The sequence below is a fragment of the Sphaerisporangium sp. NPDC004334 genome (assembly GCF_053602655.1).
The window spans coordinates 120,252-144,755 of sequence record NZ_JBSGDZ010000005.1 but is presented as its reverse complement, the minus strand read 5'-3'; the positions used below and the strand labels follow the sequence as shown (position 1 = coordinate 144,755).

19 protein-coding genes are annotated in these 24,504 nt (G+C 68.8%); 9 read left to right on the top strand and 10 right to left on the bottom strand.

Features of this window, described 5'->3' with window-relative positions:
- Window positions 1-95: 95 nt before the first annotated feature.
- The 3 genes from ACWEN6_RS07860 to ACWEN6_RS07850 form a co-directional block, all read right to left on the bottom strand.
- The gene (locus tag ACWEN6_RS07860) at window positions 96-1,688 is read right to left on the bottom strand and encodes a protein kinase domain-containing protein (RefSeq protein ID WP_452569494.1); all 1,593 of its coding nucleotides are present in this window, start codon (window positions 1,686-1,688) and stop codon (window positions 96-98) included.
- 36 nt (window positions 1,689-1,724) lie between these two features.
- Window positions 1,725-3,542, bottom strand: a complete 1,818-nt coding sequence (locus ACWEN6_RS07855) for a DNA/RNA helicase domain-containing protein (protein ID WP_452569493.1) — start codon at window positions 3,540-3,542, stop codon at window positions 1,725-1,727.
- A 281-nt stretch (window positions 3,543-3,823) separates the two neighbouring features.
- Window positions 3,824-5,200, bottom strand: coding sequence for a helix-turn-helix domain-containing protein (locus tag ACWEN6_RS07850; protein ID WP_452569492.1), 1,377 nt, complete (start codon window positions 5,198-5,200; stop codon window positions 3,824-3,826).
- Between the two features lie 218 nt (window positions 5,201-5,418).
- On the opposite strand from ACWEN6_RS07850, the gene ACWEN6_RS07845 reads away from it, so the two are divergent.
- Complete coding sequence (locus tag ACWEN6_RS07845; RefSeq protein WP_452569491.1) at window positions 5,419-6,033, top strand: ATP-binding protein; 615 nt, start codon at window positions 5,419-5,421, stop codon at window positions 6,031-6,033.
- A 115-nt stretch (window positions 6,034-6,148) separates the two neighbouring features.
- Here ACWEN6_RS07845 and ACWEN6_RS07840 read toward each other — a convergent pair whose 3' ends face one another.
- Entirely contained in the window at window positions 6,149-7,702 is a 1,554-nt protein-coding gene (locus ACWEN6_RS07840) for a hypothetical protein (protein ID WP_452569490.1), read from the bottom strand.
- Between the two features lie 591 nt (window positions 7,703-8,293).
- Between ACWEN6_RS07840 and ACWEN6_RS07835 the strand changes: the two genes are divergently transcribed.
- Window positions 8,294-8,650: a nucleotide pyrophosphohydrolase gene (locus ACWEN6_RS07835; RefSeq protein ID WP_452569489.1), complete on the top strand. Its 357-nt coding sequence runs from the start codon at window positions 8,294-8,296 to the stop codon at window positions 8,648-8,650.
- Window positions 8,651-9,060: 410 nt separating this feature from the next.
- Here the strand turns inward: ACWEN6_RS07835 and ACWEN6_RS07830 are convergent, their stop codons facing one another.
- Together ACWEN6_RS07830 and ACWEN6_RS07825 are read right to left on the bottom strand one after the other, a co-directional pair.
- Window positions 9,061-9,942 (bottom strand): haloalkane dehalogenase, encoded by an 882-nt coding sequence (locus ACWEN6_RS07830; protein WP_452569633.1) that lies wholly within the window; start codon window positions 9,940-9,942, stop codon window positions 9,061-9,063.
- 178 nt (window positions 9,943-10,120) lie between these two features.
- The gene (locus ACWEN6_RS07825) at window positions 10,121-10,954 is read right to left on the bottom strand and encodes an NAD(P)H-binding protein (RefSeq protein ID WP_452569488.1); all 834 of its coding nucleotides are present in this window, start codon (window positions 10,952-10,954) and stop codon (window positions 10,121-10,123) included.
- Window positions 10,955-11,029: 75 nt separating this feature from the next.
- Here ACWEN6_RS07825 and ACWEN6_RS07820 point away from each other — a divergent pair, with 75 nt between their 5' ends.
- From ACWEN6_RS07820 to ACWEN6_RS07790, 7 genes are all read left to right on the top strand, one after another.
- Window positions 11,030-11,608, top strand: a complete 579-nt coding sequence (locus tag ACWEN6_RS07820) for a TetR/AcrR family transcriptional regulator (protein ID WP_452569487.1) — start codon at window positions 11,030-11,032, stop codon at window positions 11,606-11,608.
- A gap of 110 nt (window positions 11,609-11,718) precedes the next feature.
- On the top strand, window positions 11,719-12,297 hold the full coding sequence (locus ACWEN6_RS07815) for a hypothetical protein (protein WP_452569486.1): 579 nt from the start codon (window positions 11,719-11,721) through the stop codon (window positions 12,295-12,297).
- A gap of 325 nt (window positions 12,298-12,622) precedes the next feature.
- Window positions 12,623-13,333, top strand: a complete 711-nt coding sequence (locus ACWEN6_RS07810) for an alpha/beta fold hydrolase (protein ID WP_452569485.1) — start codon at window positions 12,623-12,625, stop codon at window positions 13,331-13,333.
- Window positions 13,334-13,524: 191 nt separating this feature from the next.
- Window positions 13,525-15,978, top strand: coding sequence for a molybdopterin oxidoreductase family protein (locus ACWEN6_RS07805; RefSeq protein ID WP_452569484.1), 2,454 nt, complete (start codon window positions 13,525-13,527; stop codon window positions 15,976-15,978).
- 11 nt (window positions 15,979-15,989) lie between these two features.
- On the top strand, window positions 15,990-18,443 hold the full coding sequence (nirB, locus tag ACWEN6_RS07800) for a nitrite reductase large subunit NirB (protein WP_452569483.1): 2,454 nt from the start codon (window positions 15,990-15,992) through the stop codon (window positions 18,441-18,443).
- A complete protein-coding gene (locus ACWEN6_RS07795) occupies window positions 18,440-18,763 on the top strand; it encodes a Rieske (2Fe-2S) protein (RefSeq protein WP_452569482.1) in 324 nt (107 codons plus the stop codon). The genes nirB and ACWEN6_RS07795 overlap by 4 nt, the downstream gene beginning before the upstream one ends.
- 329 nt (window positions 18,764-19,092) lie before the next feature.
- Window positions 19,093-19,296 (top strand): cold-shock protein, encoded by a 204-nt coding sequence (locus ACWEN6_RS07790; RefSeq protein ID WP_350929493.1) that lies wholly within the window; start codon window positions 19,093-19,095, stop codon window positions 19,294-19,296.
- A gap of 212 nt (window positions 19,297-19,508) precedes the next feature.
- On the opposite strand, the gene ACWEN6_RS07785 is transcribed toward ACWEN6_RS07790, so the two are convergent.
- The 4 genes from ACWEN6_RS07785 to ACWEN6_RS07770 all read right to left on the bottom strand — a co-directional run bounded on the left by ACWEN6_RS07785 (window position 19,509) and on the right by ACWEN6_RS07770 (window position 24,496).
- A complete protein-coding gene (locus ACWEN6_RS07785; RefSeq protein ID WP_452569481.1) occupies window positions 19,509-20,327 on the bottom strand; it encodes a carbohydrate ABC transporter permease in 819 nt (272 codons plus the stop codon).
- Entirely contained in the window at window positions 20,324-21,307 is a 984-nt protein-coding gene (locus ACWEN6_RS07780) for a carbohydrate ABC transporter permease (protein WP_452569480.1), read from the bottom strand. The genes ACWEN6_RS07785 and ACWEN6_RS07780 overlap by 4 nt, the downstream gene beginning before the upstream one ends.
- A 101-nt stretch (window positions 21,308-21,408) precedes the next feature.
- The gene (locus ACWEN6_RS07775; protein WP_452569479.1) at window positions 21,409-22,683 is read right to left on the bottom strand and encodes a sugar ABC transporter substrate-binding protein; all 1,275 of its coding nucleotides are present in this window, start codon (window positions 22,681-22,683) and stop codon (window positions 21,409-21,411) included.
- A 91-nt stretch (window positions 22,684-22,774) separates the two neighbouring features.
- Window positions 22,775-24,496, bottom strand: a complete 1,722-nt coding sequence (locus tag ACWEN6_RS07770; protein ID WP_452569478.1) for a CBM35 domain-containing protein — start codon at window positions 24,494-24,496, stop codon at window positions 22,775-22,777.
- Window positions 24,497-24,504 lie beyond the last annotated feature (8 nt).

Here is a 24,504-nt window from a genome sequence, read left to right as displayed (position 1 = left end):
GGCCGCCTTCCCCCCGCCATCAGGACTTGAGACCGCCTCGGCCTGGCGCTCGAACCACGACGTCGACCCGCCAAGACCTGCCTGTTCTCGGTGAATCACATCGACAGGCGGCTGAGGCTCTCGCGAACCCGTACGGCCTCGGGATGCTCGGCGCCGTACCGCCGAACCAGCTCTGACAGCAGTGCGGTCAGCGTCACCCGCGCCTGCTCGGTGTCGCCGGCACCCAGTTGCAGCAACCCGATCTGACGCCTCAGCTCCAGTGGGCGCGGGTCTTCGTCCCCGTACAGGCTGCGCTCGTCCGCCAGCAGGCGTTCGAGCATCTCAAGCGCCGTGCCCGTCCTACCCATGAGTGCGTGGCAAGTCGCCTCCTGCCTGCGGCAGTGCAGCACCACTTCGTCGTCGGGTCCGTGCCTCTTCGCCAGGTCGGTGCTCAGCTCGGCGAACGTCGGCGCGGCCCGGCGGTAGTCACCGCCCTCGAACAGCACCTCGGCCAGATGAATCCGCAGGTCCAGCACCTCGCTGTCCAAGGCCCCGAAGATCCGGCCGGCGGTCGCGAGAACGGCGGACAGCACCTCCACCGCCTGCCCGTAGCGGGAATCCTCAGCCAGCGCCCTGGCCTCCGTACGCGCCTGGGCGATGTCCCCGCGGCTGAACCCCGCATCGCCGCCCGGGACCCGTGCCGATCGCCGGGCGGAGGGCTCCGGTTCCGCTTGCGGTGACTCCCGGCCGAGTATTTCGGACGCCATGATGCTCTCCGCGCCCGCGCCGATGCGGGCGACCGCGCCGGCGTACATGCGCACCGCGCTCGGCGCGAAGGTGACGGCGCCGGTGATCGGGGGCAGCCCCGTGGTGAACGGCAGCAGCGCCTCGACCACCGACCCGGCCTGCGCCGGGCGGTCCTCCGCGCGCTTCTGCAGCATGCTCATCAGGTAGGCGTCCAGGCCCGCCGGCACGTCCGCCCGCTCCAGCCGTACGGGCGGGGCGGGGATGTTCACCTGCTTGTCGAAGGTGTCGTACTCGGTGTCGCCCTCGAAGAGACGGCGTCCGGTGAGCATCTCGTGCAGGACCAGCCCGAGAGCGTAGATGTCGCTCTGCGGCCCCACCGTCGCACCGCGGATCTGCTCAGGTGACATGTACGAGGGCGTGCCGAGGACCGTGCCGCTACGGGTCAGCTTGGTCAGCTCGGGATCGTGGAACATGGCCAGGCCGAAGTCGAGCACCTTGACCGAGCCGTCCCGGCAGAGCATGAGGTTGCTCGGCTTCAGGTCACGGTGGAAGATGCCCCGCTCGTGAGCGGCCTGGAGCACGGCCGCCGCCTGCGCCGTAATCAGCGCGGCCCAGGCGGCGGGAAGCGGGCCGTGCTCGCTCACCAGGTGGTCGATGGTCACCCCGTCCACGTACTGCATCACCAGGTAAGGACGGGTGCCGAGCCGCGGATCCTGGTAGGCGTTGGCGTCGTACACCGACGGAGCACCGGGATGGTCGAGTTTCGCCATCACCCGCGTCTCGTGGACGAAGCGTTTTACCAGAGCCTCGTCGTACTGGCCATAAGGGAAGCGAATAAGCTTTACGGCCACCCTTCGATCGAGATTTCGGTCATAACCACCGTAAACCTCTCCCATGCCACCCCGACCGAGCGGAAGATCGTCGAGTTCGTAGCGGCCACCGATGATTATCCGCTCCGCCATCCCCGCCCCTCCCCGGCACCGCATTCTGCGGCAAAACTACACCGAGTCGGCCTCGGCACGCAGAGGCCGACTAGGAGCGGCCCGCTCTATGAGAGTGGACAGGAATTCCTGCGTCTCCGGATCGACGGCGTATATCGCGGTGCCCGCCATCCCACGAGTCAGCAGAACCTTGTAGCTGTTACGGATCAACCGGTCCGCCTGCTCGTCGCTGACGCTTCTGGTGAGCGCCGGGTCCTTGCTCGCGGACCGTTTGGTTCGCAGCTTTCCGTCGCGTGCGACCAGGTCGGGACCGATGATGACGCCGTTCCAGTCGTACTCGAAACCCTGGGCGGTGAACACGCACCCCACCTGCCCAAACCCGCCGGGCTCGGTCGCCCATAGCGCACTGGCCGGCGCATCGCCCACGGCCCTGTCCCCCTTGACGTTCCAGGGACGCGTCCAGTCGCCGATCCGTACGTCGTGAACCAGCGTGCCGTCCTTGCCCGGCTCGCTCCACTTCCAGCAGAAGCCGGCCGTCATCCGAGCGGAGTACTGCTGTTCCAGCTTGCTCTTGAGCAGCGCCTCAAGCTCGTACGGGGAATCGGCCAGCGTGACGTCGAAGTGGTCATCCTCGGTCCAGACCTCGGGACCGCCACCGTCGAGGCCGAGGAGGCGCAGCACCCAGTTCTCGTACGTGCGGCTGCCACCGCATCGGAACTGGGCGTCGAGCGACACTTCGTGCACGTGGAATCCGAGCTGCCCGGCATGCCGTCTGATGTCCGCCACCGTGCCGAGCTCCCCGGGCCGTACGACCTGGTGCTCGTCCAGAAGGAACACCGGAACGCGGGCCACGGCCATCAACTCGTCCACCTGAGGGCGACCGGTGCGGTCACTCGCCTTGGTGTACCGCGTCGAGGAGTTCTCCCGAATGCGGTGCGCCTCGTCGCAGATCAGCACTTCGAGCTCGTTCGCGTCCGCGTGCGTGAAGTTGTTGAAGTACTTGAACAGACTCTGCACCCGGGTCGAGCCCTTGCCGACATAGCGGCGCATCGTCTGGGTGAACGACCGGGACCCGGTGGCGTGGACGGCACTCCGGCCCCGGCGGGTCAGCTCGCCCAGCAACGACAGCGCGATGACGCTCTTCCCGCTGCCCGGGCCGCCCGAGACGATGACGACCTCCTTGGAGTTGGCCCGACGAGCCTTCTCGACATGGTGCAGGACGATCTCGTATGCCAGCCGCTGCTCGGCGACCAACACGAACTGCTCGCGGTTCTTGATCTCCGCGGCCGCCAAGCTGAGAAGTTGCTTCGAGGGACGGACGGCGCTGGTCAGCAGCCTGTCGGCGGCACCGGCACCCGCCTGGGGGGCGAACCGGTCGCGAAGGTAGTCGAGAAAAGCCCCGCGGCGGGTCTGGGTGAACATCCGCGTGCGCTCGTCCTGCACGAGGTCGTACAGGTCACGGACGTCCGGGTCGGCGGCGTTGTGCAGGTAGGCCACGCCGCATAAGGCGTCGTGGTGCCCTCCGAGAACGGCGGCGAAGTCGGCGATGTAGTCGCAGTACCCCTGCACCTGCAGCAGCGGGTGGAGGTGAGGGCCTCCCGGCATGCCTTCCACCAGGACGAGCTTCTGGTCCTCTTCGTACAGGTCCGCCTGGCTCCACTGCTTCAGCTCGACGACCACGTACGCGTCACCGCCGGTGCGCCGGTCAACGCCAGCGAGGACCACGTCAGCCCGCTGGCTGGTCATCGGGAGCTGGTATTCGACCAGCATCTCGACCTGACCGAGCCCGGCGTCGATCAGGTCCGAAGCCAGGACCGGAAGGCTACGGTCCCATGACCGGCGCTCCGCCTGGGACGGCGTCACGCCCGCGGTCATCCGTAGATGCTCGGTCAGGAGCTGACTCAACCGCCGTTCTGGAAGTGACTGGGACGCTAACTTGGCCAGACCTTCGGCGGAGTGCCGAAACGCCGTCACGGACCTACCCCCACGCAGCACGAAATCTCGTGCGGTATGGGGGCATGTCCGCGACCGTCAGATCGGCGGAAGCCCGTCGGGCCGCATCACCTATGTGGCAGGCACATTAGCAGCGAGCCCAGACAAAGCCCGGCCGTATACGGCTCAAGGGGCGTGCCAGCCGGATGTGCCCAAGCCGAGCGTTACGCCGCCAGCTCGCTTCGCAGGTGGTCGCGGAACTCTCTGACTGCCATGGTGTCGCCATACGGTTCGAGCTGACCGGCGAACTCGCGGAGACGCTTGACAAGACGGACGGACGTCAGCGACCTGGCTGCTGGGACCGCAGCCTTAGCCGTATCGAGCGCCTGCTCCAACTCCCTCATCCCGAGATACGCTTCCGCGGCGTTCACCCGAGTGAACTGCATGGCCCGGGGATGGCGCTCGTTGTAGTCCCGCAATGCGGTTTCCGCGCAAGCGAGAGCCCTGGCATGCTCACCGGCCAACTGCCAGCAAGCGCCGAGTGCGGCGGCGAAGCCCGGTTGACCGTACGACGTGAGCCATGCGGGGTCTCTGCCGGCAGGTCCTTGAGCATGTAGGCGTTCAGCATCGCCGAGTAGACGCTCTACGCATCCGAGGCTGTGCTTCTCACGCGTGTCCGCAAATCTCCGCTGCAAGGCGATGGCACCCGCCTGCTTGATGAGCATGAACGCCAGGACACATGGTGTCGCCGCACCCTGGCGAGCGGCGTCAACGGCAGCGCCGGCCAGCCGTGGCGCCCACTTCGTTTCCCTGAGGTAGATCGCCTGCTGCGTCAAGGTCATCAGCACCCACGCCCCCGTCAGCAGGTCACCGCCTGCCTTCGCCAGGCTCAGCGCCTGTCCGAAGTGGTGCTGGGCTTGTCCGTGATGGCCGAGATCGAATGCTGTCCAGCCGGCCATTTCCGTTAGCCCGGCCGCGGCGATCATCAGCTCGGAGCCGACATTGGTGTCGTACCGTCCATGAAGCAGTGGCGTCACAACGCTGTTCAGGTACTTAATGACCACTGGCCGGACAAGCCCGGCACCGAACTGCTGATCCATCTGGCTGAACGCCTGGCGGGCCTCGTTGATGCGTTGCACATCGGCCATGCCGACCGCGCGACCCGCCCCGGCGCGCGCGGTGGAGGCGGCCGGGGTGTCGTAGGTCCAGGAGGTCAGCCACTCCCCCAGGGCGGCCGGGACGAACGGCAGCGTGGCCAGCAGGTGACGGCGGGACGGATCCATCTCGTACCTCCACAGCAGGTCGGCCGACTTCACCGTAGCTTCCAGCGACCCCCCGCCACAGTCCACGAGCGGCCAGGAAGGTGTCTCCACGAAGGCCCAGCCCTCCACCCACCGTTCCACCTCGACGGCCTCGACCGCGAACACCACGGCCATCCGCGCCCGATGCCGGGCTCGCACCCCCTGCTCACCGCGCTCCCAGCGCGCCCACGTCGTCGGCGACACCCCGACCGCCTCGGCCGCCGCCTCCTGGCTCAGCCCGCGCCGCCGTCGCGCCCGCACCAGCTCGGGACGACCGGCCTGCTCTCCCCGTACTGCCACGACGGACCCCTTCGGTAATCGCCTGGCCACTGAATGTAATGACGATGACACCGACCGCGGCCACGCGCCAAGCCCTTCGGATCAAACGACTAGAGATCGACCACTTCCGGCGTACGCCATGCCACGTCCCTGATCAACGCGCATGCGACGCCGTTCCACATGCTCCCCCGGCCGTCTTTCCTGCTGTGCACCGTCACCACAACGAACGGAGCACCGTCATGCCCCCCGTCGTCCCCGACCCGCACCCCTCTTCCCAGCGGCCGGACGGCTCGCCTGCCGCCGCCGTGCGGCATCAGGACATCCGGGTGCTGGTGAAGGTCCTGCAGCCCGGCTCGGCCGCACGCCGGGCGCGCACCGTGGTCAGGGAGGTGCTGCGGGAGGCGGGGGTCGGCGACGAAGCGATCACCGACGCCGAGATCGTGGTCGCCGAGCTGGCCGCGAACGCCGAACGGCACGGGCAACGCCCGTACGAGCTGCGCGTCTTCCGTATCGACGGCGTCCCCACCTGGTGCGAGGTCGTCGACGGCGACCCGGGGCCCGAGAAGATCAGCGACGCCTTCCAGCGACTGGCGACGCTGCCCGAGCCCGACCTGTCACTCCTCGCCGAGAACGGGCGCGGCCTGCTACTGACCTACGAACTGTCCCAGGGCCACTGCCAGGCGTACGCGACGACCACGACCACCACCGACTCCCCCGGCAAGGCCGTCGGCTTCGCCCTCCCCACCACCTCAGGCCCGCGCACCCCTTACTCCCACCTCCCCGACCTCCGCCCCGGCCTCGCCCACCTTCGCCAGTGGCGACTCCACCACCCGCCCCCCGGCACCGAGGTGTAGCGCCGGTGTACATCACCTCGTGCCACGTGGCGACCACCGGCCGAGCCTCTGGATGAGCGCACTCATGTCGGACGCTGAGGGGGGTTCACTCGGATCGGATGTGACAGTCAGTCCGTCAAGGACGTGGATCCACGATGCGTAGCATTTCGATGAAACCCTCCACTCTCCTAAGGGTCTCCTCGTCCAACGGGTCGGGAGCGAAGTGCATCAGCTCGTTGCGAACCGTCCGAATAAGTTCCAGCAGTTCCAGGAAGAGCGCGTGATCGAGCGGCCATTCCAAGCGGTTCCAGTGCGCGGAAGTGGCGAGCAGATGCTTGTACGCTCCAAGCATCAGGTCGTTCGCCGAGGTTACCTGGGCGGCCAAGTGCCTGGGCGCGGCCTGCCGGAGTTCGTCGACGGTGAAGACCTCGTCGGCTCGCCTTCTCAATCGGCGCTCGGCCTCCTCCACAAGGACGAAGGGCCGGGCCAGGGTACCGAACTGTTGTGTCAGATCGGCCGCGGTGATGATGCCGGTCACTCTCTTGTCGGAGTCGCAGACGAAGACAAAGCCCCGGTTGTAGATTTCATTCACTTGGCTGAGCAGGTCTTCATGATGGTCGACCAAGCCGACCGTTCGGTCCACCGCATCGGAGACAGTACGGAGTTTCTGCCCCCGCATGGACGCTTTGCCGATGGACTCCCAGCTCAGAGCGCCGCGTAAGGTCCCGTTCTCGTCGATCACGGCAAGCTGTGAGTACTTGCCGCTCAGCATCTTGGTATGGGCGATCTTGAGCTCGTCCTCCAAGCCGACGGAGGCCACGCCCTTGTTCGCGGATTCCAGGACACCGACCCGTAGGGTGATCGCGGGCAGGTCCGGGGCATCCTCGACGTCCGGTAGCAATGACTGGCTGGTAAGCCCCTTGGCACTGGTGGGTTCTTCGCCGATGGGGAGGAGTTCGATGATGTTGTCGAACCAACCCTCGGTGAAGGATGGCCGTGTCGTAACCCCCTTAGCGACGAGATCCGCCTCTATGCGGGCCACCGATGCCGAGGTCCGGCGAGTGACTCCCCAGCGCTTGAGAAACTCGCGGATGGTTAGCCGGATCGGTTCACCGGTGCTGTTGGCGATCACTGCATCGAGAAGCTCGTGAGGGGTGTCGAAACCCTCCAGGACGATCATCTCGTCCGTTGTTGGACCGGGGTCGGTGCCGTACTCAGCGAGATGGGCGATGCGCCGAGGTGCTCCAAACCGGCTGAGGGCGCAGATCGTCAGCAAGGAGCTCATGCTGTTGCGCAGGTCTTGCTCGATATCGCCCTTGACGATGTCCGTGCGCAGCCATTCCACCGGCCGTACCTGGCGGAAACCGAGATCGGCATCGCTCTCATAGCGGTATGGCCCTGTGATCCGTCCCAGGGCGACGGTCGGCCGTGTTTTCAACGGGCACACCACAAGGTCGCCCTCGCGGACCTCCCGGAGAAACCTCCATAATTGCCCTGTCCAGTTGGACAGGGTCGCTTTTCCTTCGTTGGGATAGCTTTTAGCGACCAGGGCCGCCATGTCCGTTCGGCTCTCGCAGGCGCTGAGGTCGCCCAACTCCGGCCACCCCAGAATCGCCTGCCCTTGATGCAGGGCAACCTCTTCCCGCTGTCCGGTCTCGCCCAGTCGAACCAGCCACGCCCGCGACGTCATCGACCCTGCTTTCCTCGACCCACTTCTGTGTGCACGTAACACCAAGAAGATGGTGAACAACATAGAGCCCCGTCCACTGGACGGGGCTCCGGGCCACCCACCGAAACGGGTGGTGCGGTTGGGAATGAGTCAACCCGCTCCCCTTCGTCGCTGTCAACTCACTATGCGCAATGAGAGCCACCTGCCGTCGGCATGGCCGACAAAGACGGCAGAGTGGGCGAACCGGTCAACGAGGTGGCGGCTCTACCGATCTCGGCACGGGAGTGTGGCCGCCTTCCTTGCCTCTCGGACAGGCCTCGGTCTTGACTTCGACCTGGTCGATCGCCTTAAAGATCGAATTCGCGAACTGGGCAAAGACGGTGCAACAACCGCGTCCTCTTTCGCCACGGGGGCACAGACCCGGATGGTTCCCCTCCCCCACCATCCACGATCATTCCGGCTTGTGCGGCCCCGCATCACCAAAGCGGCCATGACCGGAGCGCCCGGGCATCGGACTGCGCACTCCCCGCCGACCGTCGGGTCGCCCGTCGACATACGCACCGCCCTGGTCACGGTTCACCCGCGGACGTGGCACGGCACTAGCTTGCTGCCATGAGCGAGCTTGAGGGGTTGACCGAGCGCATGCGGCAGTTCGCCCGCGACAGGGACTGGGAGCAGTTCCACACGCCCAAGAACCTGGCGATGGCGCTGGCAGGAGAGGTCGGCGAACTGCTCGCGGAGTTGCAGTGGCTGACGCCCGCGGAGGCGTCCGAGGTCATGGCGGACCCCGAGGCGGCCGCCCGTCTGCGCTCCGAGATCGCCGACGTGACGCTTTATCTGGTCCGGCTCGCCGATGTCCTCGGCATCGACCTTGTGACGGCCGGCCACGCGAAACTCGACGAAGGCGACAAGCGCTATACCGTGGAGGACTACCGCGGCTCGGCCAGAAAGGCACCCCCGCTGATCTGAGCCACTCACCTGCAGAGAAGCATTGAGATATCGGGTGTATCGACGGGGATGTGAACAGCGTCACAACTGAACCCCGCGTGCCGAAGCCCCGGCTCGAATGACCCGCGCCAGCCCACCAAGGCCTGCGACACACTCCCGATCGCCCGCACCACCCGGCTCTCGAACCGACTGGCCGGCCACTGGTCCTGCTCCATGGTGTCCGCGCATTCCGCGACGACCACATGCGGATCGCCCTATCCACCGTGGCGGATCAGGGCACGACTTGCCAGACGACATGCGTCGACCGTTGCCCGTGCGGCCAAATGGCACGAACCCCGGACAGTGGCCGGTAAGACCAGGGCCTCGCCCGGTGAACGAGGCCCATGCCCACCCATCGAGTGGGCAGAGACATCTGCCCATGCCATCGGGAATCAGCGGAGTGCGTGCTTGTCGGCCCAGTCGGCGATGGCGGCGGCGATCAGGTGGGGATGGTCTTCCGGGGTATGGTGCCCGGCGATCACGTCGTGGTGCCGGATCTCCAGGCCGGCCATGTTGGCCGCGCACCAGTCGTACATCGCCGGGGTCATCATGTGGCCGGGGCCGGGGTTGAAGGTGAGCAGCAGCTTGGGCACGTCGGGGCTGGTCGCCAGCCACCGGTCGTAGGCCTCGACCCTGGCCACGACGTCGGCGGGTTCTCCGCCGAGCGGCATGGAGCGTGCCCATCGCAGCAGCGGCAGGCGGCTCTCCCGCGTGGGATAGGGCCTGCGGTAGGCGTCGAGGTCCTCCTGGCCGAGGGTGGTGGCGACGCTGCCCGGCAGCCCCTGCTCGAGGAAGAGGTTGTCGTCGAGCATCATCACCTCGCCCACGCCGCTGGTCTTGATCGCCCGGAACAGTTCACGGCCTCCTTCGGGGAACTCCTCCCAGGACATCGGCTTGACGATCGCCTCGGTGAACGCGATGCCGCGGACGCGCCCTGGGTGGCGGGCGGCCCAGTCGAAGGCGAGGAAGCTGCCCCAGTCATGGCCGACCAGCACCACGTCGTCGAGGCCGAGGGCGTCGAACCAGGCGTCCAGGTAGCGGACGTGGTCGGCGAAGGTGTAGTCGATGGGCGGTTTGCCGGAGCTGCCCATGCCGATCAGGTCGGGGGCCAGGCGGCGGCCGGGCTCGCCGACGGCCGGGAGGACGTGCCGCCACAGGTAGGAGGAGGTCGGATTGCCGTGCAGGAAGACCATCGGGGCGCCAGAGCCGAGGTCCTCGTAGTACATCGTCGAGTCGAGTACGGGCTGGATGGGCATAGTGTGTGTCCCTTTCAGATGTTGAGTTTCATCACTCAGTCGACCGCGAGCGCGACCCGGCCGGGCGGGTCGGGCGGCACGGTCCAGCGCGTTCGGCGTACCGGCGTGCCCTACCGGGGAGAGGGCCGGGACGAGGAGCTCACTGTGCAGCCGCCACCCGAGGTCCTCGCGTTCCGGAAGGTCGCCGTCGGCGTGGTCATCGGAAGGCCGCGATGTTGCGTGCCGCCCAGTCGGCGAAGGTGCGCGGCGTGCGGCCGAGGATCCGCTCGACGTCGGGGCTCACCTGCTGCTCGTCGCCCGACGGCTCGCCCAGGATGGCGAGGGTGCCGTCGACGACCGGCTCGGGCATGAACCGCAGCATCTGCGCGCGGGCTTCCTCGCGAGTCTGCTCGACGAACCGGACGGGAGTGCCCAGCGCCCCACCGATCGCCGCGACCCGTTCCCGCGGGGTGACCGGCTCCGGACCGGTGAGCTCGTACGCGCGGCCGGTGTGGCCGTCCTGGGTCAGGGTCGCCGCCGCGACCTCGGCGATGTCCGCCGGGTCGATGGCCGGCAGCCCGACGTCGCCGAACGGCGCGGCGGCCGTCCGCTGCGACCGGATCTGATCGGCCCACGCGAAGGCGTTGGAGTCGAAGCCGCCGGGCCGCAGGATCGTCCACGCCAGACCGGAGCCTCGCACGGCTTCCTCGAACGCGACCGGATGCCGGTAGACCTCGGGTCGCGTCCTGGCTCCCTGAGAGGAGAGCAGCACCACCCGCTGGATTCCGGCCGCCTTGGCCAGGTCCAGAATGCCCTGCGGGTCGTCACCGGCGACGAGCAGGAACAGCGTGTCGGCCCCCTCCAGCGCGGGCTTCAGGCTGACGGGCTCGGCGAGGTCGCCCCGGATGTGCCGTACGCCGGGCGGCAGCTGCGAGGGCTGCACAGGCTGCCGGGAGACCGCCGTCACCTGCTCGCCGGCCGCGGCGAGGATCTGTACGACGTTCCGTCCGACGTTCCCGGTCGCACCCGTTACCACGATCACGCAAACCATCTCCCAGGTAAGTTAGCTGACTAACTGGTTCAGGACCATAGTCGATCAGATCACCACGCGTCTATAGTTAGTCAGGTGACTGACTCGACGAAGGTGCGGCAGAAGCCGGGCAAACGGGAGCGGCTGGCCACGGCCGCGGCCCGCGTCCTGCACGAACAGGGTGTCGAGAAGACGACGCTCGCCGACATCGCCCGAGCGGCCGACGTGCCCGTGGGCAACGTCTACTACTACTTCAAGACCAAGGACCAGCTCGTCGAGGCCGCCATCGACGCGCACGGGCAGAACCTGCGGACGATCATCGCCGCGCTCGACACGCTGCCCACTCCCCAGGACCGGCTGAAGGCGCTCGTAGGCGGGTGGATCGATCAGCGCGAGCTCGCGGCCCGGTACGGCTGCCCCACCGGAACGCTGGCCGCGGAGCTCGACAAACGCGAAGACGGCCTGGACCGCCAGATCGCCAAGATCATGCAAGTCCTGCTCGACTGGGCCGAGCAGCAGTTCCAGGCGATGGGCCGGCCCGACTCCCGCGAGCTCGCCGTGGCCCTGATCGCCGCCTACCAGGGGATCTCCCTGCTGACCAACACCTTCCGCGACCCCCAGCTCATGGCCACCGAAGGCCGCCGCCTGGAACGCTGGATCGACTCCCTGACCTGACCAGAGACGGCGACGGCGGCGCCACCAATGCCGGTGAGACCGGTCACGACCTGCCTGGAGCCCGAGCCGGTCCGCTCGACGTCTCTGGGACGGGTTTCTAGAGTGTGGGGGTGGGCCGGGTATTGGTGTTGTTCCTCGTCCTGGGCGCCGTTCTGTCCGGCTGCGGCTCGGAGGGGGTGCTCAGTCAGGCCGTCATCGACCGAGCTCACGCGCAGGGTGTGGCCCCGGCCCTGATCTACGTCGTGGATCTGCCCGGTTACGAGCTCGCCGAGCAGTCGGTCGGCGGGGTCGGGGAAGAGGGCTTCGGCGCCTTCTACGTCTCCCCCGACGGCAGGCGGGTCGAACTACGCGTTGATCGCGGTGACTTCAGCGACGGCCAGTGTGCCGACACCCCCATCAGCGGCGCCGAGCCGCCCACCGCCCCAGTACGGTGTGACCGCGACGAGGTGGGCTGGTACCGGCAAGGCGGCGGCCGCCACGAGTACACCGCGGTTCGCGGCGACCACTACATCCGCCTCGCCGGACGGCTCGCGGACGTGGACCGGGCCGCCCTGAAGGCGGCCGTCGCCGGAGCACGACCTGCGACCGGGACCGGCACACCTTCCCCACCACCAAGTCCCGTCGAGCGCGGTGACCTGCCCACCGGTGGCGACGGCGCCCCCGACAACGAGGTGGGCCCCGGCGGCTGACCGAACCCGCGACTGGTCAATAACGAGGTAGGCCCCGGCAACCTGAACGGACACGCGACTGAGCAACTTTGGTGGCCGGCCATGAGGTACCCCATCGTGACCGACGAGAGCCGGTGCCTGCCCCCGGCCCCGTCCCCTCCCGCTCGGTCCGCCGAGGATTTGAGGGCGGGCCTGACGGAAATCCGCGTCCGCTCGGTGTCACATGGTGATCTGGTAACACTGCGTCCATGCGGAGGTCCTCAGCCGCGCGGAGCGTCCGCCCGGACCGCATGTCACCAGGAAAGCGTTCCTCGATGTCAGCCGGCGTGGGAGAGAAGGAGAAAGCATGGCGACGTTCGTGCTCGTGCCCGGGGGGTGGCACGGCTCCTGGGCGTTCGAGGCGGTGGCTCCGCTGCTGGAGCGTGCCGGTCATGCCGTTCACGCCCTGACCCTGACCGGTCTGCGGCCGGACGACGACGACGCGACGGTCGCGGCCGCCAACCTCGACACCCATGCCGACGACGTGTTGCGGCTCCTCGACCGCGCCCACATCACCGGTGCGACGCTGGTCGGCCACAGCTACGGCGGGATGGTGATCACCGCGGCCGCCGATCGCGCCGGCGGCCGGGTCTCACGACTGGTGCATCTGGACGCCTACGTGCCGCGCGACGGCGAGTCGTGCTGGTCGTCGACGACCGAGCGCTACCGGGAGGCGTTCGCCGCCGGCGCCGCGACCACCGGCTACGCCGTCCGGCCGCCGGACGGCGTGGATCCCCGCTGCCGTCCCCATCCCCTCGCCTCGTTCGTGCAGGCGATCCGGCTCACAGGCGCGCTCGCGCCTACCCCCCGCCGGGAGTTCATCTACTGCTCGGGTTGGGAAGACCGGACGCCGTTCGCCGAACTCCGCGATCGGCTCCAGGCCGATCCCGACTGGCGGGTCCACGACCTCCCGACCGGCCACGACGCGCTGCATGAGGCCCCTGAGGCGGTCGCCGCGCTCCTGCTCGGTGAATGTGGCCCCCAGGCGTCGACGCGCCCGCAGCAGGCTTGTCGGTGAGGACCGTGCGAGCCCATTTCACCACCGGCGGCTGAAGGTCGAGCCGGCGACGACGTGGTCCAGGTGCTCCCTCGGCTTCGCCGGCTGAGCCTGCGACTCACGGCCCAGAACCGGTGAGGAGGGGTTAACGGCGCCTACATGTCGTACGAATGCCGGTGTAATCGCCGGGGCGGAATCTTGTGGTCGTGGGGATGCCGAGTACGACGACCCATTGCCCGTACTGCTCGTTGCAGTGTGGGATCTCGTTGCAGGTCAGGGGCAGCGAGGTCTCGCTGTCGCCTGCCGACTTCCCGACCAATCGCGGTGGGCTCTGCGTGAAGGGGTGGACGGCGGCCGAGCTGCTGGATCACCCGGATCGGCTGCTCACGCCGCTGGTCAGGGCGGTTCCCGGTGACCGCCGCAGCCCGTTTCGCGCGGCGGGCTGGGAGGAGGCCCTCGACCGCACCGTGGAGGCGATCATCGCCACCCAGGAGCGGTACGGCAGGGACAGTGTCGGGTGCTTCGGCGGCGGCGGGCTCACCAACGAGAAGGCCTACCTGCTGGGGAAGTTCGCGCGGGTCGCGCTGCGGACGGCCTCGATCGACTACAACGGCCGGTTCTGCATGTCGTCGGCGGCGACCGCGGCCAACCGGGCGTTCGGCGTGGACCGGGGGCTGCCGTTTCCGCTGGCCGATGTGGCGAGGACCCAGGTGCTGCTCCTGGCGGGCAGCAATCTCGCCGACACGATGCCGCCGGCGATGCAGTACCTGAACGAGGCGCGTGAACGCGGGGGCGGCCTGGTCGTGGTCGATCCGCGCACGTCCGCGACCGCCAAAATGGCGACGGTCCACCTGCGCCCCGTCCCCGGGACCGACCTCGTGCTGGCCAACGGCCTGCTGCACCTGGTGCTGCGTGCCGGTCGCGCCGACCTTGAGTACATCGCCGCGCGCACCACGGGATTCGACGAGGTGCGGGCGAGCCTGACGGCGTACTGGCCCGACCGGGTCGAGCGCATCACCGGGGTCCCGGTGGAGGACCTGCAACGGGTGGCCGGGATGCTCGGCACCGCCGCCTCCGCGATGATCCTGACGGCCCGGGGGGCCGAGCAGCACAGCCAGGGCAGCGACACGGCGCAGGCCTTCATCAACCTGGCGCTGGCGCTCGGGCTTCCCGGCCGGCCGGGCAGCGGATACGGCTCCATCACGGGTCAGGGCAACGGCCAGGGGGGACGGGAACACGGCCAGAAGGCCGACCAACTGCCCGGATACCGGCGGATCGACGACCCGGCCGCCCGGGCCCACGTGGCCGCGGTCTGGGGGATCGACCCGGAGGAGCTGCCCGGCGCCGGGGTGTCGGCGTACGAAATGCTCAGCGGTCTGGGCCGGGACGGCGGGGTGCGCGCCCTGCTGGTGTTCGCCTCCAACGTGGTGGTGTCCGCCCCTGATCGCGACCGCGTGCTCGATCGCCTGCGCGCGCTGGACTTCCTCGCGGTCTCGGACATGTTCCTGTCGGAGACCGCGATGGAGGCCGACGTGGTGTTCCCCACCGCCCAGTGGGCGGAGGAGGAGGGCACCATGACGAACCTGGAGGGCCGGGTCGTCCGGCGCAGGCCGGCGCGGGTGCCGCCCGGCCAGGCGCGCGACGATCTGCGGATCATCACCGCTCTGGCCCGGCGGCTCGGGCGCGGCGCGTACTTCAGCGCCGACGCGCGTGAGGTGTTCCAGGAGCTGCGGCGCGCCAGTTCCGGCGGCGTCGCCGACTACGGCGGAATCACCTACGAGCGGATCGAGGCGGAGCAGGGGGTGTTCTGGCCGTGCCCTGAGGGTGAGACGGGGGCGGCGAGGATGTTCACCGAACGGTTCCCCACCCCGGACGGCCGGGCCCGGTTCGTCCGGGTGGAGCACCGGGACGCCACCGAACGGCTCGACGCGGAGTTCCCCTACGTCCTCACCACGGGGCGTCTCATGCGCCAGTACCAGAGCGGCACCCAGACGCGCAGGATCGCGGCGCTGACGCAGGGCGATGCGGTTCCGAGCGCGGAGATGCACCCTGACCTGGCCAGGCGGCATGGCATCGGCGCGGGGGACGCCGTCGAGCTGCGCACCCGCCGGGGCAGCGCCCTCTTCGCGGCGGAGCTGGCCGACGGCATCCGTCCCGACACCGTCTTCGTCCCGTTCCACTGGGGCGGCGAGTCCGGCGCGAACGCCCTCACCGATCCGTCGCTGGATCCTCTCTCGCGCATGCCCGCCTTCAAGGCCTGCGCGGTCGCCGTCAGGAAGGTCGAAGACCCACGGCCACGGCTCGACGGAAGGACTCATATGGATTCGACACCCCGGTTCCTGCAGGGAATCTTCTCCTTCACCGGCAAGGGCATGGACGCCCCCTTCCCGCTGGCGTCGGAGTTGCGCTACGTCGTCCCCGACGGCTACGTCACCCAGCCCGTGTACCTGCGGGGCGGGAACTCCTGCGACGAGCTCGTCTGCCTGGTCCTGATGCGCGACGGGACTCCTATGCGGTACTTGCCGATCGGCGCCAAGGCCGGCGTCCACGTCTCCCTTCGCGTCGTCGAGGACCTGATGGCCGGGACCACGATCGAGGTGTACCTGGCCGCCCCGGACGGCGTCTCCGGGTCGGCCGTCGTCGATCTCGGCCTGGTCGAGGTGTGAGGAGGAACGCCATGCGGCAGCGTCTGGTCGTGATCGGCAACGGTATGGCGGGGGCGCGCACGGTGGAGGAGATCCTCGCCAGGGGCGGAGGCGAACGGTTCTCCATCACGATGTTCGGCGACGAGCCGTACGGCAACTACAACCGGATCATGCTGTCGAACGTCCTGGCCGGGACCGACGACGAGGCCGAGATCTTCCTGAATGGGCTCTCCTGGTACGAGGCCAACGGCATCACGCTGCACTCGGGAACCCGCGTCAGACGCATCGACCGCTTCGCCCGGAAGGTGTACGCGGACGACGGAACGTCCACGCCGTACGACCGGCTGATCATCGCCACCGGCAGCCGGCCGTTCGTTCCGGACATCCCCGGGGTGCGCGACGCCAAGCGGGGCTTCCACCAGGGCGTGTTCACCTTCCGGACGATCGACGACACCCGCAACATGCTCCGGTACGCCCGCGGCCACCACGGCGCGGTGGTGATCGGCGGCGGCCTGCTCGGCCTGGAGGCCGCGCGGGGGCTGCAGAGCCACGGCCTTTCCGCCACCGTGGTGCACGCGGGCGGGCACCTGATGAACCAGCAGTTGGACCCCCAGGCGGGCGCGGTGCTGAAACGCAGCGTGGAGAGGCTCGGCATCACCGTCGAGCTGAACGCCCGGACCACCGAGATCCGGGGCGCCGAGCGGGTGACCGGCATCGCATTGTCCGATGGACGGCTCCTCCCCTGCGACATGGTGGTGATCGCGGCGGGAATCCGCCCGAACACCGAGGTGGCGCAGGCGGGCGGCCTGGTCGTGGAGCGCGGCGTCGTCGTCGACGACCAGATGCGGGCGGTCGGCGAGCCCGGCGTCTACGCCGTCGGCGAGTGCGCTCAGCACCGCGGCCAGGTGTACGGCGTGGTGGCGCCGCTGTGGGAGCAGGCCAGGGTCCTGGCCGACCACATCACCGGAGCCGATCCCACCGCCGCCTACCACGGATCGCGCATCGCGACCAAGCTCAAGGTGGCCGGGGTGAACGTGGCGTCCATGGGCCTGAAGGGTCCAGAGCGCGAGGACGACGAGTTCGTGGTGGTGGCCGAGCCCACGCGGGGGATGTACAAGAGCGTCGTGGTCCGCGACGGCCGGTTGGTCGGGGCGACCCTGGTGGACGACCTGAGCAAGGTGGCCTTCCTCATGCAGGCCTTCGACCGCGGGCTCCCGCTGCCCGAGGAGAGGGTCCGGCTGCTGTTCGACCTGGGCGCGCCGTCCGCCGAGACCAGCGTCGAGGAGCTCTCCGACGACGCGCAGGTGTGCAACTGCAACGGCGTCAGCAAGGCGGACCTGGTCTCGGCGGTCAAGGACGGTGCCAGGTCCGTGACCGGGGTGATGGACGCGACCCGGGCCGGCAAGGGATGCGGCTCCTGCCGGTCGCTGGTCACGCAGATCGTCGAGTGGGCGGCCGGCGGACAGACCGAGGAGGACCCCTCGGCCGGCTGGTACGTGCCGGGCGTCCCGCTCGCCAAGCAGGAGCTCATGGCCGAGATCCGGGCGCGCGGCCTGCGATCGGTCTCCGCGGTCTTCGCGGAGCTCGCCCCCGCGGGCAAGGAGGACGCCAAAAGCAAAATGGGCCTGGCGTCGCTGCTCCGCACGATGTGGGCCGGCGAGTACGTCGACGAACGCGACGCCCGCTTCATCAACGACCGGGTGCACGCCAACATCCAGAAGGACGGCACGTTCTCCGTCGTGCCCCAGATGAAGGGCGGCTGCACCACCCCCGACCAGCTCCGCCGCATCGCCGACGTCGCCGACAAGTACCAGGTCCCTCTGGTCAAGGTCACCGGCGGCCAGCGCATCGACCTGCTCGGGATCCGCAAGGAGGACCTGCCGAAGGTGTGGGCCGACCTCGGCATGCCGTCCGGTCACGCGTACGGCAAGAGCTTCCGGACGGTCAAGACCTGCGTGGGCCTGGACTTCTGCAGGTACGGCCTGGGTGACTCCACCGCGCTGGGCATCGCCCTGGAGACCAGGTACCAGGGACTCGAAGCGCCCGCGAAGATGAAGCTGGCCGTCACCGGCTGCCCGCGCAACTGCGCCGAGGCCTACGTCAAAGATCTCGGCGTGGTGGCCGTGGAGGGCGGCCGCTGGGAGATCTACGTGGGCGGAGCGGCGGGGGCGCACATCCGCAAGGGCGACCTTCTGGCCACGGTCGGCACCGCCGAGGAGGTCATCACCCTGACCGGGCGCTTCCTGCAGTACTACCGCGAGAATGCCAACTGGCTCGAGCGCACCTACGCGTTCGTGCCGCGCGTCGGCATCGAGCGGATCCGGGAGGTCGTGGTCGACGACGCCGACGGCATCGCCGCCGGCCTGGACCAGGCGGTACAGGCCTCCGTGGACGCCTACCGCGATCCCTGGCAGGAGGGCGGGGAGCCCGTCACCCCTGGCCAGTTCCGCCCTGCCCTGCCGCTGCTCCCGGTGCCGAAGCGATGACCGCCGGACCGGCCGCCGGAGCGCACCTGCTCGGGCGGCTCGACGAGATCCCGGTCGGCGAGGGCCGGGCGTACACGGTGGACGGCGAGCAGATCGCCGTGTTCCGGCTGCGGGACGGGAACGCGCGCGCCGTCTCCGCCGTGTGCACGCATGCCGGGGGCCCGCTGGCCGACGGGCAGATCGACGGCGACGTCGTCATCTGCCCGTTGCACCAGCACATGTTCGACCTCGCCACCGGCTGCTCGACCACCGGGCGGCCCCCGCTCCGGACCTACGCCCTGCACATCGACCCCGACGGCCACCTGTTCGTCCTCCTCTGAGGAGGAGTTCACCGCCCGGCCACCAGGGTGTCGCGAGTCCGGCGTCGCTCCGCGGGGCCGGGCACCTGACCGGGCACGTCCGGCGATCTCATCGCCGCCCCCGTCCGCGTCAGGATGCCGATCGACGACCCGGCTCGTGCAGCGGGCCGAAGCGTGCTAGGCTAACGTCAGTTGCAGTTGTGGTAACCGTGAACTTTTTACGCGCCTGACGGGACATTGTGACGTCGGGCGCTTTTGTTTTACCGGTCATCTCCGGACGGGCTTATCACGGCGGCGCGGAACCGGCACAGAGCCGTCTCCGGCTCAGCCCCTCATCAAAGGAGATCGACATGGCGACTGGAACCGTGAAGTGGTTCAACTCGGAAAAGGGCTTCGGCTTCATCGAGCAGGACGGCGGCGGCGCTGACGTCTTCGCCCACTACTCCAACATCGCCGCCCAGGGCTACCGTGAGCTGCAGGAAGGCCAGAAGGTCTCCTTCGACGTCACCCAGGGCCAGAAGGGCCCGCAGGCCGAGAACATCGTTCCCGTCTGACGGTCACGCGACACGGCCGGGGCCCGCACCTTCAAGGTGCGGGCCCCGGCTCGCGTTTTGGGCGCCATCCGCGGCATCACTCACCGGTGGGCGAGCGGTCCCCGGGGTTCGCAGCGCGCAAAACGGGTTGCCGAAGCCTTCTTCCTTCGGCGGGTTCGGCGGTCGCCGTACCGCCTGCGTCAAGGATCGGGCTGCCGGTCGGCCTGCCGGGGTCAGTCCTTGACGGCGCCGGCGGTGACTCCGGCGGCGACGTAGCGCTGGGCGATGACGAGAAGCGCGGTGGCCGGGATCGAGGCGACGACGGCGGTGGCCATGATGGCGTTCCACTGCTGGTTGTTGTTGCCGATGTAGTGGTAGATGCCGAGAGTGATCGGCTGGTGGTCGCCGCCCTGGTCCAGCGTGCTGGCGAAGATGAAGTCCGACCACGCCCACAGGAACGCGAACAGCGACACCGTGATGATCGAGTTACGGCTGACCGGCAGCACGACCGACCAGAACGTGCGCATCGCCCCCGCGCCGTCCACCCTGGCCGCCTGCATCAGCTCCTCGGGGATTCCGGACATGAACGTGGTGAGGACCAGCACCGCGAACGGCACCGCCAGCGTCGAGTCGGCCACGATCAGCCCGGGGACCGTGTTGAGCACGCCGGTGCTGAGGAAGATGGCGTAGAACCCCATCGCCATGATGATCCCGGGGATCATCTGGGCGATGAGCAGCACGAAGCTCAGCGCCCCGCCACCCCTCGGACGCAGCTTGGCCAGCGAGTACGCCGCCGGCGCCGAGATGACCAGCGTGAGCGCGACGGTGCCGAGCCCGATCACCAGGCTGGTGACCAGGTAGGGCCCCTGCTGCTCCAGCACCGCCCGGTAGCCCTCCAGCGTCCCGTTGCTCGGCCACAGGTACGGCGGGCTCTTGCGCATGTCCTGGTCCCGGGTGAGGGAAACGTTGATCATCCAGTAGACCGGGAACAGCATCAGGCCGGTCAGCACCAGCCCGAGCGCGCTTTTCGCCCAGCCGCGCGAGGCGATCATGCGAAGGCCTGCCTTCTTTGCACGTAGATGTAGAGCAGCCCGAAGAACAGGGCCATGACGATCAGCAGGTTGCCCACCGCCGCGCCGGGACCGAAGGCCGGCAGCAGGTTGCCGAAGCCCAGCCGGTAGGACCAGGTGGCCAGCGTCGTGGAGGAGTCGCTCGGCCCGCCCTTGGTCATGATCCAGATGATGTCGAACACCTTGAGCGTGTAGACCAGCCCCAGCAGCAGCGTGATCGCCGACACCGGGCGCAGCAGCGGGAAGGTGACCTTCCAGAACCGCTGCCAGCCCGTGGCGCCGTCGAGTTCGGCCGCCTCGTGGATGTGCGCCGGAATCGCCTGCAGGCCGCTGTACAGCACGACCAGGTTGAACGGGATCCCGATCCAGATGTTGGCGATGGTCACCGACCACAGTGACCAGTCGGGCGAGGTCAGCCAGTTGACCGGAGACACCCCGAGGGCGGTCAGCAGCGCGTTGACCAGGCCGGAGTCGCTGTTGAACATCCATGACCAGGTCGAGGACGACACGATCAGCGGCAGCAGCCAGGGCACCAGGAACAGCGCCCGCAGGGTCGCCGCCAGCCGGAAGTGCCGGGTGAAGAACACCGCCAGGCCGAGGCCGATGGTGAACTGGAACACCAGCGACACCACGGTGAACACCACGGTGTGCCACAGCGCCGGGCCGAATGTCGCATTGGCGAAGATCTTGCCGTAGTTGGCGAACCCGGTGAACGGCGCACCCCCTTGCACGAAGGACCGCACCGTGTAGTCGCGCAGGCTCAGGTCCAGGTTGCGGTAGAGGGGGTAGGCGTAGAAGACCAGCAGATAGACGACGACGGGCGCCAGGAACGCCCACGCCGTCCACTGCCCGGACCGCCGCCGCGCGGCCGCGCGCCGTCCGCCCCGGGGTGGCGGAGCCGGAGGCCGCCTCGGCCGGCCGCCCGCGATGGGGGCGGCCGGCGTCTGTGTTGCGTGTTTCATGCTGTCCTTTTTCGACAGAGATCGACAGAGAAGTGAAAGCGACCATGACCCCGGGGCGGCGACGCGCCCCGGGGTCCTCCCCCGGCCCGTGCGCGTCGCTGCTACTGGATCGCGCTCGCCGCGGCGGCCTGGGCGGCGGCCATCGCCTCCTGCGGTTGCTGCGCTCCGCTGAGCGCGGCCTGCATCGCCTTCCACATGGGTTCGGAGATCTTCGGATACTTCGTACCGAGATCATCGCTGGTGCGGCCCTTGGCCGCCTTGACCGCCTCCACCCACACCTTGAGCTCGGGGTTGTCCGCCACCTGCTTGGCCTGCACCTTCTCGGTCGGCGCGATGTAGGACAGCGTGGTGTCGGTGGTGTAGGAGTTCTCGGTGCTGGTCAGGCAGGTGACCAGCTTCTGCGACACGGCGTACCGCGCGGCGTCCTTCTGCACCGGCACGCCGACGAACTCGCCCCCGGTCGGAGCGGGCGCCGCTCCGCCGTCCTTGCCGGGGATCGGGATGATGCCGTACTCGAAGCCGGTCTTCTTGGCGTTGGCCAGTTGCCAGGTGCCGTTCTCGCTGAAGGCGAAGTCGCCGGTCGCGAACTCCTGCCAGCTCGTGGTCTGGGTGTTGTTGATCACCGAGTTGGGGGCGTACCCCTTCTTCAGCCAGTCGGTCCACAGCGACAGCGACGCGACCGCCTGCGGCGAGTCCAGCTTGGTGAGCTGCGCGCCAGCGCCCCAGAACCAGGGCAGGAACTGGAAGCTGCCCTCCTCGGTGCCGATCGCCGAGAACGTGATGCCCTTCTTGCCCGCCGCCTTCACCTTCTCCAGCGCGGCCGTCAGCGACGCCCAGTCCTTGACCGACGTCACGGCCACGCCTGCCTTCTTGAGCACGGCCTTGTTGTAGTACAGAGCGAGGGTGTTGGCGCCGATCGGGACGCCGTAGGTCTTGCCGCCCATCTGGCCCGCCGCCAGCAGGTTCGGCGAGATGGTGGAGGTGTCGATCTTCGTCTCGTCGGTCGAGGTCAGCACCCCCGCCTCGGCCAGCGTCGAGACCACCGGGTTGTCCACGATCAGCACGTCCGGCGAGTTGCCCTGCTGCGCCGCCAGCAGCGCCTTGTTGGTCAGGTCGGTGGTGTCGTACCCGGTGCGCTTGACCGTCACCCCGGCCTGGGTCCCGCAGGACTGCAGGAGCTTCACCCAGTCGGAGGTGTCGTCGAACTGGGGGTAGGGGTCCCAAATCGTGTAGGCGCCGCCCCCGGCCGGAGCCTTCCCGGCGTCGGTGCCGGAGGAGGGGGACGGCGCGGACGAGCACGCCGCGGCGCCGCTCGCCACTGTGACGGCGACGAGGGCCGCGCCAAGGCCCCGTCGTCCTGAACGGCGACTTTCCATAGGTCTTCCTTTCGAAGCCGGATCACCGGCTGAGTCTGTCGGCCGGCCGCGCGGGTTCGCACGGTCAGGATGCGAACCCGCGCGGGCACGCTCAGGTGAGCTGGATGTAGTCCAGCTCGGCATAACCGGTGCCCCCGTTGAAGCCGGGAGAGCCCTTGGCCAGGCGGATCACGTTGTAGCCGGCCTGCAGGTTGACGGTCGTGGCGGCCGTGGCGCCGAACTGGCCCCAGCCGGAGGTCGGCGGGTAGCTGATGGTGCCCCACGCGCCGCCGTTGTAGGCGACCCCCTGCGTGGCGGTCGCACCGGTGCCGTTGGCATAGCCGACGGTCATGGTGTACGAGCGCGCGGACGGCACGTTCACCACGAAATCGACGTAGCTGTCGTCGCGGTGGGTGCCGGTGTTGTTGTCGATGCGGCCGACGTAGCCGCCCTCGGACGCGCTGGAGCTGGTCAGCCGCTGGGCGCGGAAGACCGACCCGTTCTCCGCCTCGTAGCGCTGCTGGTAGGAGGGCACCCCGCTCGCCGGCTGGATGACCAGGTTGTAGGCGCTCGTGGCGGACATGTTGGGCACCGAGACGCTGATCTCTCCGTTGCTCACCGTGGAGGTGGTCGTCGAGATCGTGGTCGGCGCCGTCACGGCGGTGAAGCGGCCGTTGGCCGGCGTCGACTGGAGGGTCACCCTGACGCTGGAGCCCAGGGCGCCGATACCGGTGACGCGGACGGTGTTGGTGCCGGACTCGTTGCCGAACACCACGTTGACGATCTTGCGGGTGCTGTCGTAGGCGGCGAAGCCGTCCAGCGCCGTCTGGTTGGCCGGGGTGGTGGTCACCATCCTGCCCGCCATGTCGCCGTACCACTTGTACAGCCACCACGTGCCGGTCGGCTGGTTGCCGTTGACGACCAGCCCGTTCATCGTGCCGTACTCGTACCAGAAGGCCCGGTGCGCGGTCTCGACGCCGCCGCGCTCCAGCTTGGCCACGTAGCTGGCGACCCGGCCGGGGACGTCGACCTCGCTCGTCGCGGCGTACTCGTTGATGGAGATGCGGCGAGGGCTGATGCCGAGGGAGGACTCCAGCGCGCGGTAGTTCGCGATGTCGGCGGCGATGTTGTTGGGGCTGCCCAGTTCGTGCCAGCAGATGATGTCGGGCAGCGTGCCGCTGGCCTTGGCGCTGGTCAGGAAGGACGACAGCCAGGAGCGGTTGTAGTAGGAGATGCTCGGCCCGACGATCGGCGTGGTGGCGTCCAGCGCACGCACGGCCCGGAAGGTGCGCGCCCAGCCGTCGTTGAAGGCGCCGGCGGCCCCGGTGTTCCACGTCCAGTCCGGCTCGTTCCACAGCTCCCAGCCGACGACGTTGGTCACCGAGGTCGTGTTGAGGCGGGCACGGACCATCGTGTCCACCTTGGCCAGCCAGTCGTTCCAGCTCACCCACTGGTAGGGGAAGTTGGGATAGATGTCCGGCATCCGGATGTACTCCCCGGCGCCGACCCGGGTGGCCTGCGGGGAGACCTTCAGGGAGTCCCCGCCCGGCGGCTGGCCGTTGGGCCGCTGTCCCACGCCGGGGGCGGGCTGCGTCAAGGAGTTCACCTTGAGCGGCAGCAGGGTGGAGTCGGCGGGCCTGCTGTTCTCGGCCAGGCCGTACAGTCCGCCGGTGGCGACGTGGGTGACCGGCCGGAAGGGCTGGGCGACGTTCACCGTGAGGGTGGTTCCGGCCGCCTCGGCGGGCGCTAGGGGGACGAGCCCGCCGAATCCCGCGGCAAGCAGTGCCGCGGTCAGGCCGATCGCGCGTCCCGGCGTGAGTCGGGGTCTGCTCATCAGCTACC

Excerpts from the sequence above, each read along its gene's own strand:
- ACWEN6_RS07860 (WP_452569494.1), bottom strand. The coding sequence starts at position 1,688 with ATGGCGGAGCGGATAATCATCGGTGGCCGCTACGAACTCGACGATCTT.
- ACWEN6_RS07855 (WP_452569493.1), bottom strand. The coding sequence starts at position 3,542 with ATGACCGCGGGCGTGACGCCGTCCCAGGCGGAGCGCCGGTCATGGGAC.
- ACWEN6_RS07845 (WP_452569491.1), top strand. The coding sequence starts at position 5,419 with ATGCCCCCCGTCGTCCCCGACCCGCACCCCTCTTCCCAGCGGCCGGAC.
- ACWEN6_RS07840 (WP_452569490.1), bottom strand. The coding sequence starts at position 7,702 with ATGACGTCGCGGGCGTGGCTGGTTCGACTGGGCGAGACCGGACAGCGG.
- ACWEN6_RS07835 (WP_452569489.1), top strand. The coding sequence starts at position 8,294 with ATGAGCGAGCTTGAGGGGTTGACCGAGCGCATGCGGCAGTTCGCCCGC.
- ACWEN6_RS07825 (WP_452569488.1), bottom strand. The coding sequence starts at position 10,954 with ATGGTTTGCGTGATCGTGGTAACGGGTGCGACCGGGAACGTCGGACGG.
- ACWEN6_RS07810 (WP_452569485.1), top strand. The coding sequence starts at position 12,623 with ATGGCGACGTTCGTGCTCGTGCCCGGGGGGTGGCACGGCTCCTGGGCG.
- ACWEN6_RS07805 (WP_452569484.1), top strand. The coding sequence starts at position 13,525 with ATGCCGAGTACGACGACCCATTGCCCGTACTGCTCGTTGCAGTGTGGG.
- nirB (WP_452569483.1), top strand. The coding sequence starts at position 15,990 with ATGCGGCAGCGTCTGGTCGTGATCGGCAACGGTATGGCGGGGGCGCGC.
- ACWEN6_RS07795 (WP_452569482.1), top strand. The coding sequence starts at position 18,440 with ATGACCGCCGGACCGGCCGCCGGAGCGCACCTGCTCGGGCGGCTCGAC.
- ACWEN6_RS07790 (WP_350929493.1), top strand. The coding sequence starts at position 19,093 with ATGGCGACTGGAACCGTGAAGTGGTTCAACTCGGAAAAGGGCTTCGGC.
- ACWEN6_RS07785 (WP_452569481.1), bottom strand. The coding sequence starts at position 20,327 with ATGATCGCCTCGCGCGGCTGGGCGAAAAGCGCGCTCGGGCTGGTGCTG.
- ACWEN6_RS07780 (WP_452569480.1), bottom strand. The coding sequence starts at position 21,307 with ATGAAACACGCAACACAGACGCCGGCCGCCCCCATCGCGGGCGGCCGG.
- ACWEN6_RS07775 (WP_452569479.1), bottom strand. The coding sequence starts at position 22,683 with ATGGAAAGTCGCCGTTCAGGACGACGGGGCCTTGGCGCGGCCCTCGTC.
- ACWEN6_RS07770 (WP_452569478.1), bottom strand. The coding sequence starts at position 24,496 with ATGAGCAGACCCCGACTCACGCCGGGACGCGCGATCGGCCTGACCGCG.